Origin of the sequence: Cypionkella sp., from assembly GCF_036782355.1 — a bacterium.
Taxonomy (GTDB): domain Bacteria; phylum Pseudomonadota; class Alphaproteobacteria; order Rhodobacterales; family Rhodobacteraceae; genus Cypionkella.
This window is the reverse complement of the sequence record NZ_DAIPZF010000005.1, coordinates 25508-45150: the sequence shown is the minus strand read 5'-3', so window position 1 is coordinate 45150 and position 19643 is coordinate 25508. Positions and strand designations below refer to the sequence as shown.

Below are 19643 nucleotides of genomic sequence, written 5' to 3'. Positions count from 1 at the left end.
GGCGCAGGCTGCTTTGGCTTGGCCGCTCCATCTGGTAGACGCGCGGCGCTTCGGGGCGCATGGCGGCAAGGGTGGCATCGGCCACGGTGCTGCTGGCGCGGTGGCCCGCGCCTGACAGCGCTGTGCGCAGGCCGGTGATGATCAGGCTGCGCGCGGCTTCGGGTTCACGAAAGCGCACCTCGGATTTCGCCGGATGCACGTTCACATCCACCCGCTCGGGGTCGCAGATCAGGTTCAGCACGGCGGCAGGGTGACGATCGCGCGACAGAAAATCGAAATAGGCCACCCGCAGTGCCCCCAAAAGCGTGCGGTCCAACACCGGGCGGCCATTGACGCAGACGAATTGCTGCACCGAAGACCCGCGCGAATAGGTCGGCAAGGCCGCATAGCCGGTCAGGCGCAGGCCATCGCGTTCGATGTCGATCTTCAGCGCGTTGTCGATAAAATCACGGCCCAAAACGCTGGCCAAACGCCCGTGCAGCGCCTCGAAGAAATCGCCCGACAACGGATCGGCGCGAAAGATCAGCCTTGGGGCCTCGCCGTCCGCAACCTCGGTCAAGCTAAAGCCGACCTGCGGTTCCGCCATCGCCAGCCGCTTGATCACATCGGCAATCGCTTGGGCTTCGGCGCGGTCGGTGCGCAAGAATTTCAGCCGCGCCGGCGTGGCATAAAACAGATCGCGCAGCTCGATCACCGTGCCGCGCACCGCCGCCGCGGGCCGCAGTGGCGACATCCGCCCACCCGCAACCGTCAGGCTGGCGCCCTCGTGCCCCTCGGCGCGCGAGGTCAACGTCAGCCGCCCCACGGCACCCAGACTGGCCAAAGCCTCGCCGCGAAAACCGAAAGAGCGGATGTTCAACAGATCAGAGCCGTCGATCTTCGAGGTCGCATGCCGCGCCATGGCCAAGGGCAGATCTTCGGGCGTCATGCCGCAGCCATCGTCCGTGACGCGGATCAGCACCTTGCCGCCGGCCGTATACTCGACCGAGATGCGCCGCGCCCCCGCATCCAGCGCATTTTCGACCAGTTCCTTGACCGCAGAGGCAGGCCGTTCAACCACCTCACCCGCCGCAATGCGGTTGATCGCAGATTCGTCCAGCGGGCGAATAATGGGGCGTATATTGGGGGCATGAACTGTCATACCCCCAATCCTAGCAGCTTCACCGGCGCGGGGCCATAGATTCGGTTATTCGCTGACCACGCCTGTGGGCTGGCCCACCACGGTGAAATGCAGATCTTGCGGCTGCAACAGCTTGGCCGCCACGCGTTTGACATCGGCAAGCGTCACCGCCTCGATCCGCGCGTTGCGGGTCTTGGGGTAATCAGACGACAGGCCCAGCGTCTGCATGCCGACCAGAATATTGGCGATACGGCGGTTGCCATCAAACCGCAGCGGATAGGCCCCGGTCATATAGGTTTTCGCATCGTCCAACTCCTGCTGGCTGACCCCCTCGGCGGCAATCAAGGCCCATTGCGCACGGATCACACTGATCGCCTCGGCGACCTTGTCGTTGCTGGCTTGAAACTGGCCCGACAGCATCGCGGCGTGATCGTAATTGGCCAGTGCAGTGCCGATGCCATAGGTGAGGCCACGCTTTTCGCGCACCTCGGTCATCAGCCGCGCGGTAAAGCGGCCACCGCCGATGATCTCGTTCAACACCGAAGCCGCATAGTAATCTGGGTCGTCAAAGCCGATGCCCCCCTGACCAAACAGCACAACCGACTGCGGCCCAGGAAAGTCTTGCACCGTGATGCCGCCCTTTTGCTGTGGCGTCACATCGGCAGGCTGCGGCGCGCCCGTGGCGGGCAGGCCCGCGACCAAGGCATCGACCAACTGGCCCAGCTCTGCCGCCGTGATATCGCCTGCCGCCCCCACGGTGATGCGGTCCAGCGCCAGCGCGCCCTGATGCGCGGCCAGAATATCGTCGCGGCTCAGGGCGGTGACACTGTCAACCGTGCCCGAGCCATCGCTGCCATAAGGATGATCGCCAAAGCTGCGAGCGCGGTCCAGATTGGCAGCAATCGCTGAAGCGTCTTTCAGATCTGACCTCAGGCCCGACAGAATTTGCGCGCGCACCCGCTCGACCGAGGCTTGGTCAAACAGCGGGTTGACCAGTGCCTGATGCAACAAAGCCATCGCCTGCTCGCGGTTTTCACTTAGAAACCGCGCCGAGACTGAAACCGAATCCTCGCCCGAGGAAAAACTGAAATCCGCCGCCAAGGCATCGCGCGCCGCAGCAAAACCCTGTGCATCCAAATCGCCAGAGCCTTCTTCGATCAGCGAGGTCATCAGATTGACCGCGCCGCGCTTGCCCGCCGCATCCAAAGAGGTGCCGCCCTTGAAATCAAGGCTCAGCGAGGTGAAGGGAATGCCGTGATCTTCCACCAGCCAAGCCTTGATCCCCTTGGGCGAGGTGACTTCTTGAATAGCCACCTCTGCTTGTAAAGGCGAGGCAAGAGCCAGCAGGAAAAATGCGATGCGCAGCTTCATTTTGCAGCCTCCGGCGTTGCCAACCAGCCTGTTACGGCGTTGTTTTTGTTCAGGACCTTGCGTGCCGCCGCCATCACATCTTCGGGGGTGACCGATTGCAGAATGCTGGGCCAATCCTGCACATCCTGCACCGTCAGACCCGAGGCAAGCGCCGCGCCATAGCTGCGCGCCAGCCCACCTGCGGAATCGCGGGCATAGATTTCAGAGGCGCGGATCTGGATTTTGATGCGGGCGAAATCCTCGGGCTTGGGGCCGTCTTGCAGGAATTTTGCGATCACAGCATCCATCGCCGCTTCGGCATCGCCAAGGCTGACACCGCCTGCGGGCACAACGACCAGCGAAAAGGTGTCGGGGTCAAGCGAGACATCCGAGTAAAACGCCGAGGCATAAACCGCCGTCTGACTGTCAAACTGCAAAGCCCGGGTCAGCACCGATGTGGTGCCGGCCCCGCCCAACAGCTCGGCCAGCACGGAAAGCGCTGCGGCTTCTTTCTGGTCGCCGGATTTGCGCTGCGGCGCAAGGTAGCTGCGCGCAACATAAGGTTGGGCCACGCGTTCATCGCGCAGCACCAGACGCCGTTCCGCCAACTGCGGCGGCTCGGCAGGGCGCAGGCGGGGTTTGATTTTATCAGACGGCGGCAGCGGGCCATAATGGGTTTCAGCCATCGCCAGCACGGCCTGCGGATCGACATCGCCTGCCACCACCAGAATGGCGTTATTGGGCGCGTAATAGGCTTTGTAAAACGCCATCGCGTCGTCATGGGTCAGGGCGGCAATCTCTTGACGCCAGCCGATCACCGGAATGCCGTAGGGGTGGTTCAGAAACTGCGCCGCCCCCATCTGTTCTTGCAGCAAAGATCCCGGATCGCTGTCAACGCGCTGGCCGCGCTCTTCCAAGATCACTTGGCGCTCGGTGGCAACGTCTTCTTCGGACATGTTGAGGTTCACCATCCGGTCGGCTTCCAGCTTCATCATCAAGTCAAGCCGATCTGCCGCAACCCGTTGGAAATAGGCGGTGTAATCCTGGGTGGTAAAGGCGTTGTCATCGCCGCCCTGCTTTTCGACAATGGCGGAAAATTCGTTCGGGCCAATCTCTTTGGTGCCCTTGAACATCAGATGTTCAAAGAAATGCGCGATGCCAGAATGGCCAGCGGCCTCATCGGCGCGACCGATCTTATACCAGACCATCTGCGTGACCACGGGCGCGCGATGGTCTTCGATCACCACCACCTCCATGCCGTTTTTCAGCGTGAAGTGACTTACCGTGTCTGCCATCGCGGGCAAAGAGAGGGGTAGCAGGGCAATCAGCCCAAAAGCCCTGCGGCCAAGGGTGCGAAACATCGCGGTCCTCCGTTGGAAACCTGATCTGCAAGCTAGTCGCTTTGCGAGGGGGTGCAAGCGCGGTTACGACCTTGTGATCGCAGCTGAACTGGCGGTTATTTCGCAGCCGGAGGCGGCGGGGGGGCCGCAGGCGTGCGCGCACCTGCTTGACGCCAACGTGCCAATTCGGCCTGCTGATCCAAGGCATAGGGGCGATAGGCTTTGAAATAGACGTTCTGATCGAACAATCTTTCCAACAACTTGCCGTTGTTGTTGCGGCGATAGTCAAGATCTTCACTGGCCAGCGTGTCACGAATGCCTTCAGCCACACCAGCCCGCGCGGCATAGCTGACCAAAGCCGCATCCCCCGCTCCGATTTTGCCCGAAACATTGGGCTTGCCGCCCAACGCTGTGATGGCATCTTCAAAGGGGTTCTGGTCGGTGCGATTTGCACCGCCCGGTGTTGGCTCTGGCAGCTCGGTCAGGCTTTCTGGCATGGCCAAAGGCCTTGGCGGCACAATGGTGAATTCGTCCGGCCCCTCGGTGGTCGAGCGGATGTTCATCAACTGCGGGGTTTTCTCACCGCGTGCGCAGGCCGTCAGCACCAAAAGCGCCGACATTGCGATCGCGAGAACACCCTGTGTTGAGCGCATCTTGTAGCCTCCACCAGACTCTATGCCTTTGTCTTAGCCTATCGTTCCGCTTTCGTCACGGGGTCTTTCGCCGTTTCGGCGCTGGCTTGGCCGTTCCCCGCCCCGTGAACAGCACCAAACCAAAGGCGCCGGCAAAGATCGCAATATCTGCGACATTGAAGGAATACGGATTGTCAAAGCCACAGCAGGACATGGTGATGAAATCGGCGACAGCGCCATAGATAACACGATCCACCACATTACCCAGCGCGCCACCAATCAGCAGCCCGCCCGAGATCATCGACCACCGCCCCGCCTTTTCGCGGTAAAGCCAAAGCAGCACCCAAGCCGAAATCACCAGAGCAACAGCAATCAAAATCCAGCGCATGATATCGGCCGAATTCGAAAACAGCCCAAAGTTCACACCGCGATTCCACGCCATGCGAAAGTTCAGGTAGGGCGGGAAGACATCCCGCTCTCCTAGGTTTATCAGATTCATGCCCTGCACCACCGCCCATTTCGACAGCTGGTCCAGCACAAAAACAATCAGTGTGGTAAGGGAAAGCGCGCGCATCCTAGTGCCGGAAGTGCCGCTGATCGGTGAAGACCATGGCAAGGCCCGCCGCATCTGCCGCCGCAATCACCTCGTCATCGCGCATCGACCCACCTGGCTGGATGATCGCCGTCGCCCCTGCCTCGGCCGCGGCCATCAGACCATCGGCAAAAGGAAAGAACGCGTCAGAGGCCACAACCGAACCGATCGTCGGGCTTTGCGTTAGCCCCAACGCCTCGGCCATATCGCCCGCCTTGCGCGCGGCGATGCGGGTCGAGTCGATCCGGCTCATCTGGCCAGCGCCTACCCCAACCGTCGCACCGTCTTTGACGTAAACGATGGCGTTGGATTTGACATGCTTGGCAACTTTCCAAGCAAACATCAGATCGGCAAGTTCCGCCTCGGTCGGCGCGCGTTTGGTCACCACCCGCAGATCGGCGGCCGAAATGCTGTCAACATCGCGGTCTTGCACCAGAAAACCACCGGCAACCTGCTTGAAAGCAAGGCTTTTCTCGGCAGGGTCGGGCAGGCTTTGCGTGGTCAGCAGCCGCAGGTTTTTCTTGGCGGCAAAGATCGCCTTGGCCTCATCCGAGGCGCCGGGCGCAATCACCACTTCGGTGAAGATCTTGACGATCTCTTCGGCGGTTTCGGCATCCAGCGGCTGGTTCAGCGCCACAATGCCGCCAAAGGCCGAGGTCTGATCGCAGGCATAGGCGCGCAGATAGGCCTCTTTCAGGCTGGCCGCCTTGCCGACGCCACAAGGGTTTGCGTGTTTGATAATCGCACAAGCAGGCCCAGCCCCGGCAAATTCCGCCACCAATTCAAAGGCCGCATCGGTGTCGTTGATGTTGTTGTAAGACAGCTCTTTGCCCTGCCATTGCTTGGCCGTGGCCACCCCTGCGCGGCCAGTGCCGTCGGTGTAGAACGCCGCCGCCTGATGCGGGTTCTCGCCATAGCGCAACCCCTGCGCCAAAGTGCCGGCAAAGGATTTGCTGCGGGTAAAGGGCTGGTTCAATGCGCCCGAAAGCCAAGCCGAAACCGCCGTGTCATAGGCCGCGGTGCGCGCATAGGCTGTCAGCGCCAGCTTTTGCCGGAAGGCCAGCGTGGTCGCGCCATCATTGGCGCGCATCTGGTCGATCAGCGCCTGATAATCCGCAGGATCGGTCAGCACGGTCACAAAGCGGTGGTTCTTTGACGCCGCCCGAATCATCGCAGGCCCGCCAATGTCGATATTCTCGATGCAGGTCTCGTGGTCGGCGCCTTTGGCGACGGTTTCTTCAAAGGGGTAAAGGTTGACGATCAGCAGATCGATCGGCTCGATCCCATGCGCGGCCATTGCCAGCAGGTGTTCATCATCATCGCGCAGCGCCAGTAAACCGCCATGCACATTCGGATGCAGGGTCTTCACACGGCCATCCATCATTTCAGGAAAGCCCGTGACGTCAGAGACATCGCGCACCGCAAGCCCTGCGTTGCGCAGCATGCCAGCGGTGCCGCCGGTCGAGATCAGCTCGACTCCTTGGGCGGCAAGACCGCGGGCAAGCTCCAGCAGGCCGGACTTATCAGAGACAGAAATCAGCGCGCGGCCAATGGGGACGAGGTTGGTCATGGCGTTGGACCCTTCGTTAAAAACCAGATCGGCACCGGTCAGATCGGAACCGGCATATCGTCGCGGTCCAGATCCCGGATGGCGAGCGGAGTATCCTGTGCTTTCGCCAAGGTCCAGCCGATCCGCGTCTGGACTTGCCTTGCACGGCCAGAAAGCACGATTTGCTGGGTTGGACGCGGCTTAAGCCGGCCTTTTTCCAGATAGACCGAAGCATCAAGCGACAGTTTCGTGCTGCCATCGTGGCGAAAAACCCAAATCTCGCCACTTTTCAGCGCCAACGAAATCGCGGTGCCACCCAGATCAAGGCTTGGTTCAACATCAGGATGCAGATGAAACCGCAGGGTAAAGCCCACGCCCTCCATCCGGCCTTCGGTCAGCAAATGTTCAAACCGCTCTTGCTCGGCAGAGCTTTGCGCCAGCAGAGTCTCAAACCCCGTCAGCTTGCGCCCGTCTGGCGACAGCAACAGATCGCGGCCATGGGTCAGACCATGCGTCGCAGACCAACCCGAATGCGCGATAGAGATCTGGGTGCCTTCGGGCAATTGGCCTTGCTGCAAGCCGGTGACCTCGGCGCGGTCAACCAAGACCTCGCGCCCCTCACCCGCCCGCAGCCGCGACGAAGAATAGCCGTCAATCGCCAGTGTCGAATGCGAAGGCGTCGCCCGCCCTGCACGACGCCACTCGCTGCCAAAGGTTTTTCCTGAACCACAGTTCACAATTAAGGGGCGCCGCCCCGAAGTCAGCTCGAAAGCCGCCGTCGAGGCATGCGCCGAAAGACCCGCGCGCGCATCGGGGGGCTGTGCCGCGTCAACGATCACCGTGGTGCGCCCCTCACCAAGACGGGCAAATCCCATGGCAAGCGCCGGCATTGCCTTGGGCGAGGCCGGCCGCACCCCCGTCACAGCCAGCGCTTGATCCAGCCTGCCTTCCGCACCGCGACCGCCACCATGAAACCGCGCCAAGCCGCCATCGGCATGCCGCAGCGCCCGCAGGCAGGGCGCCATCCGCTCCAGCGCTTCCACCAAAGCCAAGGGCGGGCGATGCCCCGATTCGGCAAGTGCAAGTTCGGCCCAGGTCAGCAGCGTGAAGACTTCCAACAATTCTTCAGGATTTCGGGTGGGAATGCCGCCAAGCGCATCGACCTCGCGGCTGCATTCCTCGGCCAGGGCGGAAACGGCCGGCAAAACCCGTGCCTCCATCCCCGTCAGCGCAAGCCCCGCATAGATCAGCCCCGTCAGCGCCTCAAACCGGGGCAGACCCGCTGCGGCATGCGGCCAACGCCGCGACAAAAATACCACCTGCGCCGAAAGGCTGCGATAAAACGCATCCGATTGCACGCGATCGCGCCCCGAGAGCAGCAAAAGCGCATGGTTAATCCAACGGATCAACCGCCGCCCGGTCAGATCTGGCGACCAGCCTGGCCCCTTGCCGGCGCCAAACCGCGCCATCCAGCCCCAAGTCCAATCCTGCGCGCGCGCCCGCGCGCCCGCATCACCCAAAGCGGCCAGATCATCCAGCCAGTCAAAGCCATGCATCTCTTCGGCGGCGGCCAAATCCTCCAGCCCGATATCCCAGATTGCGGTGTCTGGGGCCTCGATCACTTGGCCTGCAAAGTTGAAATTGCCCGCAACCAGCTGCCGCCCGCGCGCGTAAAGCCCCATGCTGCGCGGCTCGGGCTGCGAGACAAAGCCGCGCGCAGGCGCAGCCCGCCTTGCGCGCCACATCGCCAGCCTATTCCCAAGGCTTCCACTTCCTAAGCTGCGCTGCATGCTTGTCCTGCATTTGCCTCTCGGCCCGCCCGAGGCAGATCGTTGCAGCAATCCTAGCGCGACGGCGCAGATGTGTCACCCGCACATGCCAGCTGCGCGGTTAAAAATCCAAACTGCGGCCAAGGTCGCACACCAAAGCCGCCGTGGGGGCCTCGATGGCCCGCGCGGCGGCGCTGGGTTTTGCGCAAAGATCGCGCTTAGTGCTGAACGCGGTCCATATATTGCGCAAGCCCGCGCACCTGATCCAGCCAGCTTTTCAACAGCTTCGGCTCATGTGGGGCTGCATGAACCCCCGCCGTGATCTCGTGGTTCAGCACCGATTCAACCGCAAAGGACACGGGCATCGACACCAGCCGCGCCATCGCCGAGCCGCGCGCATCGCCCCAAGCATCCATCGCCCAGGTCTCGTGGAACACCACACGCCCGTCGCGCTCGGCCTTCAGGCTGACAAACAGCACCACCCGGTCAGGCTCGCCCGGCGCATAGGCGTTTTCCTTCAGGAACTCTGCCGCCATCTCGGCCAAGCGCGCATCGCCTGCCGGGCCTTCCAGCGTTTCAATCTCGCGGAACACCGGCGCCCAAGCCTCGGCCCAGCCGCCCAGACGGATGGTGCCGCGCACGAAATCCTTGACCTTCCACGCCGGATCAAAGCGGTATTCTTCGATAAAGGGATAGCTGTCGCGGTTTGGATAGACCTCAAAGCTTTCCGCTTGCGGCAGCGGTGCTTCATAGCTGGTGATCGCATCCCAAGGCCGCGCCACCCGCAGTTCGGCGAAATTCTTCACCGAGCGCGACGGCGAGCGCAGCGCTTTCAGCACCCCCACCGGCGCCCAAGAGAATTTATAGCGGAACGGGTTCGGAATCTTTGGGATACCGCCGCAATAGCTGACAAAGCTCAGGGTGTTTTCCGCGTCATAGGCCTTGGAGGCGCGATAGCGCGCCACCAGATCATGCGCCATCAGATGGTCAATGCCCGGATCCAGCCCCACCTCGTTGATCGAGACCAGCCCCGCGTCACGAAACGCCTGATCCAAGGCTTTCATCTCGGGGGCGATATAGGACGACGACACAAAATGCGCGCCCTTGGCCAAGCAGGCGGTGGCAATCGGCACATGGTGATCGGCCGTCAGCATCGAAATCGCCACATCTCCAGGCTGCAGGGCCGCAGTCAGATCGGCCAGCGCATAGGGGCGAATGTCTTGGGTCAGATCGCCCACCGCCTCGCGCGCCTTTTCAACGGTGCGGTTCCAGACCACAACCTTATGACCGGCCTCGATCAACCGCCGCAAACCCGGAGCCGAAGACAGCCCTGTGCCACACCAATGAATTGTCATCTTGCTCTCCCTTACAGATCGGCGCTGTGGCGGGTAAATTCCGCCATAGCCCGCCCCCAGACACCTGTTTCCAACGCGCCCAAAGTCGCCAGCGAGGGCAACAGTTGCGCGGCATAATCCATGCTGCTTTCGACCGGCAGCAAGGACGGCAAATTATCAATCGCAGTCACATCCAGCGGCGGCGCATCCGCCACCCGCAACGCTGGCGCATCCCATTCCGTTACCCGGTCATAGACCTTGATCGGCGAGAAATCCGAGGTCGGATCGCAAGCGATATCGCCAATCACCGTCAGCGCGCGCGCGTCAGTCTTGGCGCTTGCAGGCACAAACACCGGGCAACCGGGCCGCGCCAGAATGCAGTTCAGGAAAATCTCGTGCTGCAAAATCTGCGGAAACGGGCCACCGCTTGCGGTCTCGGCGATGTCCCATTTCGTCACCGCAACCCCCAAGGCTTCGCAAAGGTCCGAAGCCCCGGTGCCAACCCGCCCCAGCGCCCCGATCACAATTGCGCGCGGCGGGGTCATGCCCGCCATCTCGGCAGCCAAATCGGCCAAAAGCGCGGTCTTGCCCGGATATTTCGCCACAGGGCCGGCAATGCCGCCACGCTGTTGCGCGGCCCAGCATTTCAGGCTGATCGCCGCACCCGCATAGCCCGCCCAATAGCCAAAGGCCGCAACCCGACGCCCGTCTTCATTGACCAGATATTCCAGATCATACAGGCTGCCCCCCCCCGCCTTGAACCGCTGCAACAGCAGGCGCCCCGCGGGCTGGCCCTTATAGGCATGGCCAAACATGATATGACGATGGGTCAGCGGCGTGCCGTCTTCGGGCAGCTCTTTCAAGCCAAAGATGATCGCATCGGCGGGGGCCTCTGGCCAGAGGTTTTCCGCCGCAATCTCGCAGCCCGCCGCGATATAGCCGTCAATGCCAATCGCGCGCACCGAGCTGTGTTCAACCGTCACCCGAATGCCCGCCTTGATCAGCGCCGCCGCACCCTCGGGGGTCAGGCCAACGCGTTCTTCGTTCGGGCGCTGTTCAGCGCGCACCCAGAGGTGAGTCATCGACGAAATCCTTCTGTGCTATAGCCGCGCCGCATCGCACGGCGGTGCCACCGTTCGGCAGCAAGGCAGGCGTCGCGCAGGTTGGAAAACCAGACCAACAAATGCCGCCCCTGCCGCCCCTTTGGCCCCCATTCGCGCATGACCGAATATTCGCCAAACAAATTGTAGGCAACTTCGACGCGGTAATAGCGATCCCGCTGGCGGCTGGTTTGGGTCAAAAACAGGGTGAACAAGCAGCGGCTCCTGTGATCGTTCAGCCACAGACCTAACAGAATTGGCTGCAAGCAAAAGGGGGGAAAGCGGGGCTAACCTAAAGATCAAACGTCGCAAAGACCGGCACATGATCGCTGGGTTGGGTCCAGCCTCGGGTCTCGCGCAGAATGTGGCTGCCATGCGCTGCGGCCGCAATATCGCGGCTGGCCCAGATGTGATCCAAGCGGCGGCCCTTGTCTGCGGTGTCCCAATCGGCGGCGCGATAGCTCCACCAGCTGTAAAGCTTGCCTTGCGGCAGGTCGTTGCGGGTCACATCCGCCCAATCGCCTGCCTCCATCACCTGATTGAAATGCTCGACCTCGATCGGGGTGTGGCTGACGATCTTCAGCAGTTTCTTGTGATCCCAAACGTCATCTTCGCGCGGGGCGATGTTCAGATCGCCGACCAAAATCGCGCGCTCTGGCTTTTCAGAGCGAAAATAATCCCGCATGTCGGTCAGGAAATCCAGCTTTTGGCCGAATTTTTCATTCTGCGCACGGTCGGGAATATCGCCGCCCGCCGGCACATAGCAGTTGTGGATCGTCACGCCGTTTTCCAGCCGTGCCGCCACATGGCGCGCATGGCCCATTGTGGCGAAATCCTTCTCGCCCGCATCGGTGATCGGACGCTTCGACAAAATCGCCACGCCGTTATAGCCTTTTTGCCCACGCGCCACGATGTGATGGTATCCAAGCGCCTGAAATTGCTCGAGCGGGATTTTATCGACCGGGCTTTTGCATTCTTGCAAGCACAGGATATCGGGCTGCTGTTCGGCCATCAGCCGCGCCACCAAATCTTCGCGCAGACGTACGGAATTGATGTTCCAAGTGGCAAGGGTAAAACTCATAGCGCGCTCCAGCTGGTGTTGGCCAAGCCTAAGCCCTGCGGCGGCGGTTCTCAAGCCGCAAGCGGCCAAGGTTTTGGGGGGAAGGGGATCAACCGGCTTTGGGCAAAAAAATCCCGGCCAAAATGGCCGGGGAGGTCCAACAGGGAGATAATGATCAAAGGTAGCACAGTTTTAAGCCATTGCGCGGGTTCTGGAAACAATCTGCGGGGTTATGGCACTTTCGCCACGCCCCAATGGAGCGGCAGAGCGCAGATAAAAAAGGCCGGGCGCAAAGCCCGGCCAGTCCAACAGGGAGGAAAGCTGTGCCATAACCCCGACACAGCAAGGGGAACAAAGATCGTCTTTCGCACCACAAATAGGTTTTACCTATCCATTTGGATAATAATAAGACCAAAGGGTGACAAAACCGTTAACTTAAGCCACCAGTTTGTAGCCGCCGTTTTCGGTGACCAGCAGCCGCGCATTGGCGGGATCGGTCTCGATTTTCTGCCGCAAACGGTAGATATGGGTTTCCAACGTATGGGTCGTCACGCCAGCATTATAGCCCCAAACCTCGTGCAGCAGCACATCGCGGGCCACCACGCCTTGTTGCGCGCGATATAGGAATTTCAAGATGTTGGTTTCCTTTTCGGTCAACCGCACCTTTTTATCCTTGGCATCGACAAGCAACTTTTGCGCAGGCTTAAAGGTGTATTGCCCCATCTGGAACACTGCATCTTCGGATTGCTCATGCGTGCGCAACTGCGCGCGAATGCGGGCCAGCAGCACCGGAAACTTGAACGGCTTGGTGACATAATCATTGGCGCCCGAATCAAGGCCCAAGATGGTGTCGCTGTCGGTGTCATGGCCCGTTAGCATCATGATCGGGCATTTGACGCCAGTTTTGCGCATCCGGCGGCACAATTCGCGGCCATCGGTGTCAGGCAGACCGACATCCAGGATTACCAGATCATAGAGACCGGCCTTGGCCTTCTCCATGCCCTCGGCACCGGTGGCGGCCTCGAAGACGTCGAAATCTTCGGTCATCACCAATTGCTCGCTCAGCGCCTCGCGCAGATCGTCGTCGTCATCAACCAGCAGAATCTTCCGTAGCGTTGCCATCTTGGCCTCCATCTCACGGGGAATACCTTTGGGCGGGCTCGCCCTGTGGGTTACAGATGCGCTCTGATCCGTGACACAACAAGATATGCTTCAATTTGCTCACGCGGTCGTGTCGACAGATAGGCAATTGTTTCACTTTCGTATGATTTGACCTATCTACGCCCCAAGACGCCCCCCCCAAACCCCGACCGAAGGAGCAATAATGAGCCGCCTAGATCTTTTTGTCAGCCCCACAGGAGCGCAGTTCATGAACCGCCGCTTTGCCTGCACCATTGGGCGCGGCGGCATGACGGATGCCAAACGGGAGGGCGACGGGGCAACCCCACGCGGGGTGCATAAGATTGTCGGCATGCTCTATCGCGCGGACCGGATTGCGGCGAGCGCCCTGCCCGATTGGGCCTTGCCAATCCGAATGGGCGATCTGTGGTCAGATGACAGCAATGATCCCGATTACAACACCATGGTCTCCGCGCCGCACCCTTACAGTCACGAATCGCTGCGCCGCGCCGATCCGCTGTATGATTTGATCCTGATCACCGATTGGAACTGGCCCTATGCCACCGCCGGGCGCGGGTCGGCGATCTTTTTGCACCGCTGGCGCAAACCCTGTCACCCCACCGCCGGATGCGTGGGCTTTGCCCCCGCCGATCTGTTGTGGATCGCCAATCGGCTGCAACCGCAATCGCGGCTGATCACCCGCGGCTAGGCATAGCTGCGCGCGCCGAAAATCGCAGACCCCACCCGCACATGCGTGGCCCCTGCGGCGATGGCAGCCTCGAAATCGCCGCTCATCCCCATCGAGAGGCCCTTTAGCCCGTTGCGCGCCGCCATCTCTGCCAGCATCGCGAAATGCGGGGTGGCGTCTTGATCCTCGGGCGGAATGCACATCAGCCCCGACAGCGGCAGATCCATCGCGCGGGCGGTGGCGATAAATCCGTCCAGATCGTCCGGCAAGACGCCGGCCTTTTGCGGCTCGGCACCGGTGTTGACCTGCACGAAAAGCTCTGGGCAAGCGCCGCGCGCCTGTGCCAGTTTTGCCAGCTTATCGGCCAGCGAGGGGCGGTCCAACGTGTGGATGGCGTCAAACAGCTCGACCGCGACCTTGGCCTTATTGGTCTGCAAAGGCCCGATCATATGCACCGAAACGCTTGGAAATTCAGCGCGAAAGCCCGGCCATTTTCCTTGCGCTTCCTGCACATAATTCTCGCCAAAGACCAAATGTCCTGCGGCCAAAACCTCGCGGACCCGCGCATTGGGCTGCACTTTACTGACAGCGATCAGCTGCACCGACCCTGCCAGACGGCCGGCTTTGGCTTCGGCGTCGCGAATACGTTGGGTGATAAGGTGCAAAGACATGTGGGCTCCTGTTTTGGCCATCTGCCCATATTTTGCCTTGAAAGGAAAGTCGGGCGATGGTTGATGTCTGCACCCGCGCGGCCTAATCTAGAACAAACGTCATCCAGAGGCCGATATGAGCGTCAACATCGACAAAGTGCTGCGCAACGCCAAGACCGAGATCCGAGCGGGTCGTGCGGCGCAGGTGCGCGGCGAGGTCTTGATGGCGCTGGAAAAATTTCCTGCCAATGCGCGGCTTTTGACGGCACTGACCGAGGTGCAGCAGGCCGCAACCGGCCTGCCCGCCCGCCCCTTTGGCCCGCATCATGTGCAGCATTTCCTTGCGGTGCGCGACCGTATCGGGCTTGACGCCGCCATCGAAGAAATGGCCGCAGCGGTGCGGCTGAACCCACAGCATCCTTGGCCCAACAGCATTCTGGGCGGTGCCTTGATGGAGGCCGGCCTGCTGCCCGCCGCGATCAAATACCTTGGCATCGCGCTGAAACTGGACCCGCGCTTCCTCGAGGCAGGCATGAACCTTGCCGCCGCGCAGCAGCAAGCCGGACAATTGCCGCAGGCCCTGATCAGCCTTGAGCATGTGCTAAAGCAAGACCCGAATTTCGCCTTGGCGCAATTAAAGCGCGCGCAAGTTCTGGCGCTGTCGCAGCGCGACGCCGAGGCGATTGCGGCCTTTCAAGCCTATAGCGCCTCACATCCAGACGATCTGGAAGCCAAGATCGGCCTTGCCTCTTGTCTGACCACAACCGGCGCTCTGAGCGAGGCGAAAACGCTGTTGCAAAGCGTGCTGCTCGCCGACCCAAACAACGCTGCCGCCTTTGGCAATATGGGAAATCTGGCCTTGTCAGAAGGCGATCTACCCAAGGCGCAAGAGCTGTTTGAACGGGCTCTGACGATCAATCCCCGATCGGCCATCGCGTTTTTCAATCTGGGCCGCGCGCGTGATTTTACCGCAGAAGATCCACTGATCGCGCAGATGCAAGCAATGACCGCTGACAGTGGCCTGCCATTTGAAGACCGCGTGCCGCTGCACTTTGGCCTTGCAAAGGCCTATGAAGATATCGGCGAGGCGGACGCCAGCTTTGCGCATCTGCAACAGGCCAATGCCCTGCGCGCGTCACAGTCACCTTATAGCCTCGCCACCGACCGCGCCTTGTTTGCCGACTATGTGCAACGGTTCTCGCCTGCCGCGCCGGCCCTGACGCCGCCACCCGCCGCGCGCACCCCGATCTTTGTGCTGGGGATGATGCGCTCGGGCACCAGTTTGACCGAACAGATCCTGTCGGCGCATCCGCTGGTGCATGGCGCGGGCGAGTTAGAGGTGCTGCCACGTTTGGTGATGGCCGAGACCGCGCAGACCTCCGGCAGCTTTGACACCCAGACCCTAGAGCGGATTCGCAGCGCCTATCTGGCAGCCATTGATCAAGGCGCGGGCGATGCGCGCTATGTGGTCGATAAGTTGCCCGCGAACTTTCGGCTGATCGGCCTGATCCGCAAAGCCCTGCCCGAAGCGCGGATTTTGCACATGCGCCGCGATCCGGTGGCGGTGTGCTGGTCGATCTATAAGACCTTTTTCACCAATCTGGGCATCGGCTATGACAACTCTTTGTCCGATACCATCGGCTATTACGATCTGTATACCCAGATGATGCAGCAATGGCGCGCGGCCTATCCTGACGGCTTTATGGATGTCGATTACGACTCGCTGACCCGCAATCCAGAGCCCGCCATCCGGCAGATGCTGGACTATTGCGGCCTGCCCTTTGACGCTGCCTGCCTCTCTCCTCAAGACAACCAACGCGCGGTGCGAACAGCCTCGGTGCGGCAGGTGCGTTCGGGGATTTATCAAGGCAGCAGCGGCAAATGGCGTAAGTTCGAGCCGCATTTGGCCGAACTGATCGCGCATTTCGCCTAAGGCCTATTGCAGGCTTGGGCGCGGCCGTTTGCGAAACCGCAAAACACCTGTTCCGCCGCGCCAAGCGCCAGTTGGCCTTATCCGGCGGACTCTGTCGATCCGGCACCAGAGAAGGCGCGCTTGGCCTATAAGCAGGCGCAGATCATGTCTTTGGGCATTGATGGCTTTGATCGCGAACAGATGCCGCAAACGCATATCGTGCGGACTGCGGTAGAAGATCTGGCGAAAGGCGGTCGCTTGAAATCGTGGATGCCTTTGGACAAAGGATGCAGTTGCACCCAAGCAAACGGCACCGGCCTATCGGTCCGCTCTGTCAAAGACCTCTGACGCGGGCCTAAGTGGCGGGCACAAAGCGATAGGTGTCGCCCGACCGCTCGGCGCGGCCAAGGCCGCCATTGGGCAGATGATAGCCAAGCAAAAGCATCTGCTCAGAGGCCAGTTGATCCAGCAAACCCAGCCGTGTCTGGGCCGCCAAAGCGGCATCCTGATCAGAGTTCGAAGCCCAAGCCGGACGCTCAAAAGCAACATGGTGATTGCCCAAGGCATCCCCGACCACCAGCATCGACTCTGACCCATCGCGCAGCTCGAAGGACATGTGACTTGGGGTATGGCCAATGGTCGCCCGCGCCGCGACACCGGGCAAGATTTCCTCGCCGTCGTTAAAAAAGCGCAGCTGATCGGCAATGGCATTCAGCCGACGCGCAGCGCCCACGGCAAAGGTCGTACGCTCGGCCCCAATGCTGCTAAGGGTATTCTCATCGGTCCAATAGTCGAATTCGCCCTGCGCAAAATGATGCGTTGCCTTGGCAAAAACCGGTTCGTCAAATTCGTCAAGCAGCCCCCAGAGATGATCGGGGTGGCCATGGGTAAAGACAACATCGGTAATGTCTTCAGCCGTGAGCCCCAGTGCCTCGAGCGCCAAACCAAGCTTGCCCGCCGTTGGCTGAAAATCAGGCCCAGCCCCCACATCAAACAACACATTCCGCCCCCCAGAGCGCAGCAGCGTCACGTTGCACGACGGCTCGAGCGTCTCTGTCGAGAGATTATATTTGGCAAGAAGTGTCGCAACCTCATCCGCCGGCATCCCACCCAGAATAAACGCCCCCGGCAGCATCAAATTGCCATCCGACAAAGACGAAATCTCCATCGCACCCAACGTGACCTGCGTGCTGGCCCAAAGCATCTTTGGCACAACACTGGCTGCCAAGGCAGAGGTAAGAAGATTGCGTCGGGTGATGCGCATGCTGTTTCCTTTTAGGCCAAAATTCCGAGGTGACGCGAGAACCTGGCAAGCCAATGTCGTCAAATCAGGTGCGACCATAGCAAGCCGCTCGCGCTTTGCCCAGAACCTCGTCAAGACGGTTTGTTGCAGGGATTTCAGATTTTTCCGCCCCCGTAGTGTCAACCCCAGCGCGAGACAGGATACCAACCACCCCGCCGAATTTAAACAATTCAGTTTACAGATAACATCTTTGCGTGCAGACTGATCCTCAGGGTTGTATTAAAATTTTATTCAAATCTACTTTATTGCAAGAGGTGCAAGGCCGCGAAAAATACGGGGCTTTTCCTCTGAAAGCATGTGTATTTGAGAGTGACATTCTATGGCGAAAAAGACATCCGCGCGCAACAGCCGACGCAACTGAAAACCCAAAATCAGGCCCTGGCGACACCAGCCGACCGAAGGTTTCACCAGAGGTTCAGTTGGTCTGGGCCAGGGTCATCTCGCGGGCAGCATCAGACAGCGATTTCGCGGCCGTCTTGCGCGATAACCTTGCCGAAGCCTTTGCAGTATTCGGGGTCTCTGGCCTTGGGGATATCGACCCAGAACAAGATTTGATACCAAGCTATTCTGCCGCGCTTGAAATGATTGGAGCCGCGGCACATCCACCCGCCGCAGCAAGCGGTTTGATGCCAGGTCAGGCAAAGCCAAATCCCGTCGGCGACGATATCACCACAGCTTCAAGCGGATGCGCCTGCGCGGCAACGGCCCAAGGCTCGGTTGCCAGCGGCTTTACGTCTGGCTGCTGGTGGATGCCCGTGCCTGAGCCGCAACAGCCTACCCCAGCCGAGCCTGATGCGTCGGCAGGAACGGCAGAGCAAAGCGTGGACACCACAGCGAGCGCCGGATCAATGGGGATGACGGCGGCTTACTCATTTGCAACGACACAATCATTGGCAACGAAAGGTATGAATATGCAAAGTTCAGGAACTTCTTCCACTCTTGGCGGCGATTGCGTCGGATCTTTCGGGAGTGCGGGCTCAATCGGATCAGTTGGCGGCACCGCTGGCAGCTTCGCCACAGCTGGAACCTATGGCTGCGCGGGCGCTCAGGCGCTTTGTGAATCCACCCCGATGACCCAAGCCTCTATCAAGCCAACCGTGGCTTCGATCCGGCAATGTGAATTGACACAGGCCTCGATCCGGCAATGCGACTTTACTGTGGCGTCAATCAAGCCTTGCAATTTCACCACGGCAACGCAACTGACCCAATCCTGCCTTTCAACTCCTGTCCCGACATTGGCCACGCAGGTCACCACTGGCAGCATGCTTACCAACCCGGGCCCGATCAGTTCGACCCGCCTTTCGGGCGGTGACTACACGGGGCAGATGTCAGGCGATTGCTGGGGATCAGCAGGCAGCTTTGGCAGCGCCGGCACCTTCGGCGGCTGCGCAGGCTCGGTCGGCACAGCAGGCACCTACGGAAGCGGGGGATCTAACGAACTTAAAATGAAAACACCTGATTTCTGCCTGACGCCGACAATGGGTTCCGTGATGACGCAGGGCACCCAAGCCACACTTCGTCAAAACCAAGTGCCGACGATGAATGCACCTGTTTCGGGCGATTGCGTGGGGTCCGTCGGATCGGCAGGTTCGATTGGATCGGTTGGCGGAACCGCGGGCACATTTGCCACCGCCGGCACCTATGGCTGTGCTGGGGGGCGCGTTCAGATGAAAGCGATGCCGCAACAACAGGCGATGCCCTGCCAGATGATGGCAACACAGGGATCGGCCATGATGGCGACATCCAGCGCTCAGATGCCCTCTTCTACCCGCCTGTCGGGCGCCACGCTGGGCAGCTTTGCAACCTATTGTGGCTGCGTCGGGGATGATGGTCAGAGCATGTCAGCCGATCCAGTGAGCGGCGATTGCTGGGGCTCTGCTGGGACTTTCGGCAGTGCGGGCACCTTCGGTGGCTGCGCGGGGTCGGTGGGGTCAGCTGGAACCTATGGCAGTGGCGGTTCAAGCGACTTGAAGGCCATGCAGATGCAGCGCCCGGGCATGGCAATTTCGGCAACGCGTATGATGCCTGCGCTCAACCTTGCACAACAGCGGATGCCGAACATGGGTTACAGCGGCTGCTACGGCTGGTGATCAACTTGGCAGGCGGCAGCCAGTAGGGGCCACCT

The 19643-nt window shown here is 60.7% G+C and carries 18 protein-coding genes; 4 read left to right on the top strand and 14 right to left on the bottom strand.

Translation table 11 applies throughout. From position 1 onward, the window contains the following. The 12 genes from mutL to V7Q10_RS03075 form a co-directional block, all read right to left on the bottom strand. Nucleotides 1-1141 (bottom strand): DNA mismatch repair endonuclease MutL (mutL, locus tag V7Q10_RS03130; protein WP_333867588.1); only part of this gene is annotated, 1141 nt, incomplete at its 3' end. Nucleotides 1142-1186: 45 nt separating this feature from the next. Continuing rightward, nucleotides 1187-2491, bottom strand: coding sequence for a M16 family metallopeptidase (locus tag V7Q10_RS03125; protein WP_333867587.1), 1305 nt, complete (start codon nt 2489-2491; stop codon nt 1187-1189). After that, nucleotides 2488-3831, bottom strand: coding sequence for a M16 family metallopeptidase (locus tag V7Q10_RS03120; protein ID WP_333867586.1), 1344 nt, complete (start codon nt 3829-3831; stop codon nt 2488-2490). Before V7Q10_RS03120 ends, V7Q10_RS03125 begins: the two co-directional genes overlap by 4 nt. 95 nt (nt 3832-3926) lie before the next feature. Continuing rightward, complete coding sequence (locus tag V7Q10_RS03115) at nt 3927-4463, bottom strand: DUF3035 domain-containing protein (protein ID WP_333867585.1); 537 nt, start codon at nt 4461-4463, stop codon at nt 3927-3929. Between the two features lie 55 nt (nt 4464-4518). Then, the gene (gene lspA / locus V7Q10_RS03110; RefSeq protein WP_333867584.1) at nt 4519-5016 is read right to left on the bottom strand and encodes a signal peptidase II; all 498 of its coding nucleotides are present in this window, start codon (nt 5014-5016) and stop codon (nt 4519-4521) included. Nucleotide 5017: 1 nt separating this feature from the next. After that, complete coding sequence (gene purH / locus V7Q10_RS03105; protein ID WP_333867583.1) at nt 5018-6604, bottom strand: bifunctional phosphoribosylaminoimidazolecarboxamide formyltransferase/IMP cyclohydrolase; 1587 nt, start codon at nt 6602-6604, stop codon at nt 5018-5020. Nucleotides 6605-6642: 38 nt separating this feature from the next. Next, on the bottom strand, nt 6643-8328 hold the full coding sequence (locus V7Q10_RS03100; RefSeq protein WP_333867582.1) for a heparinase II/III family protein: 1686 nt from the start codon (nt 8326-8328) through the stop codon (nt 6643-6645). Between the two features lie 242 nt (nt 8329-8570). Beyond that, the gene (locus V7Q10_RS03095; RefSeq protein ID WP_333867581.1) at nt 8571-9707 is read right to left on the bottom strand and encodes a saccharopine dehydrogenase family protein; all 1137 of its coding nucleotides are present in this window, start codon (nt 9705-9707) and stop codon (nt 8571-8573) included. Nucleotides 9708-9718: 11 nt separating this feature from the next. Further along, the gene (locus tag V7Q10_RS03090; protein WP_333867580.1) at nt 9719-10768 is read right to left on the bottom strand and encodes a saccharopine dehydrogenase; all 1050 of its coding nucleotides are present in this window, start codon (nt 10766-10768) and stop codon (nt 9719-9721) included. Continuing rightward, entirely contained in the window at nt 10765-11001 is a 237-nt protein-coding gene (locus V7Q10_RS03085; RefSeq protein ID WP_333867579.1) for a WGR domain-containing protein, read from the bottom strand. Before V7Q10_RS03085 ends, V7Q10_RS03090 begins: the two co-directional genes overlap by 4 nt. A 77-nt stretch (nt 11002-11078) precedes the next feature. Beyond that, the gene (locus V7Q10_RS03080) at nt 11079-11867 is read right to left on the bottom strand and encodes an exodeoxyribonuclease III (protein WP_333867578.1); all 789 of its coding nucleotides are present in this window, start codon (nt 11865-11867) and stop codon (nt 11079-11081) included. Nucleotides 11868-12281: 414 nt separating this feature from the next. Further along, nucleotides 12282-12968, bottom strand: a complete 687-nt coding sequence (locus V7Q10_RS03075) for a response regulator transcription factor (RefSeq protein WP_333867577.1) — start codon at nt 12966-12968, stop codon at nt 12282-12284. A 202-nt stretch (nt 12969-13170) separates the two neighbouring features. Here V7Q10_RS03075 and V7Q10_RS03070 point away from each other — a divergent pair, with 202 nt between their 5' ends. Then, nucleotides 13171-13674 carry a L,D-transpeptidase family protein gene (locus V7Q10_RS03070; RefSeq protein WP_333867576.1) on the top strand — a complete coding sequence of 168 codons (504 nt, stop codon included), beginning with the start codon at nt 13171-13173 and terminating at the stop codon, nt 13672-13674. Here V7Q10_RS03070 and V7Q10_RS03065 read toward each other — a convergent pair. Further along, nucleotides 13671-14324 (bottom strand): YggS family pyridoxal phosphate-dependent enzyme, encoded by a 654-nt coding sequence (locus V7Q10_RS03065; protein ID WP_333867575.1) that lies wholly within the window; start codon nt 14322-14324, stop codon nt 13671-13673. The two genes, V7Q10_RS03070 and V7Q10_RS03065, sit on opposite strands and share 4 nt — an antisense overlap. Before the next feature lie 115 nt (nt 14325-14439). On the opposite strand from V7Q10_RS03065, the gene V7Q10_RS03060 reads away from it, so the two are divergent. Further along, a complete protein-coding gene (locus tag V7Q10_RS03060) occupies nt 14440-16236 on the top strand; it encodes a tetratricopeptide repeat-containing sulfotransferase family protein (RefSeq protein WP_333867574.1) in 1797 nt (598 codons plus the stop codon). A gap of 120 nt (nt 16237-16356) precedes the next feature. Then, entirely contained in the window at nt 16357-16563 is a 207-nt protein-coding gene (locus V7Q10_RS03055; protein ID WP_333867573.1) for a hypothetical protein, read from the top strand. A gap of 7 nt (nt 16564-16570) precedes the next feature. Here the strand turns inward: V7Q10_RS03055 and V7Q10_RS03050 are convergent, their stop codons facing one another. Beyond that, a complete protein-coding gene (locus tag V7Q10_RS03050) occupies nt 16571-17479 on the bottom strand; it encodes an MBL fold metallo-hydrolase (protein ID WP_333867572.1) in 909 nt (302 codons plus the stop codon). A 233-nt stretch (nt 17480-17712) separates the two neighbouring features. On the opposite strand from V7Q10_RS03050, the gene V7Q10_RS03045 reads away from it, so the two are divergent. Next, entirely contained in the window at nt 17713-19608 is a 1896-nt protein-coding gene (locus V7Q10_RS03045; RefSeq protein ID WP_333867571.1) for a thiocillin family RiPP, read from the top strand. Nucleotides 19609-19643: the final 35 nt, after the last annotated feature.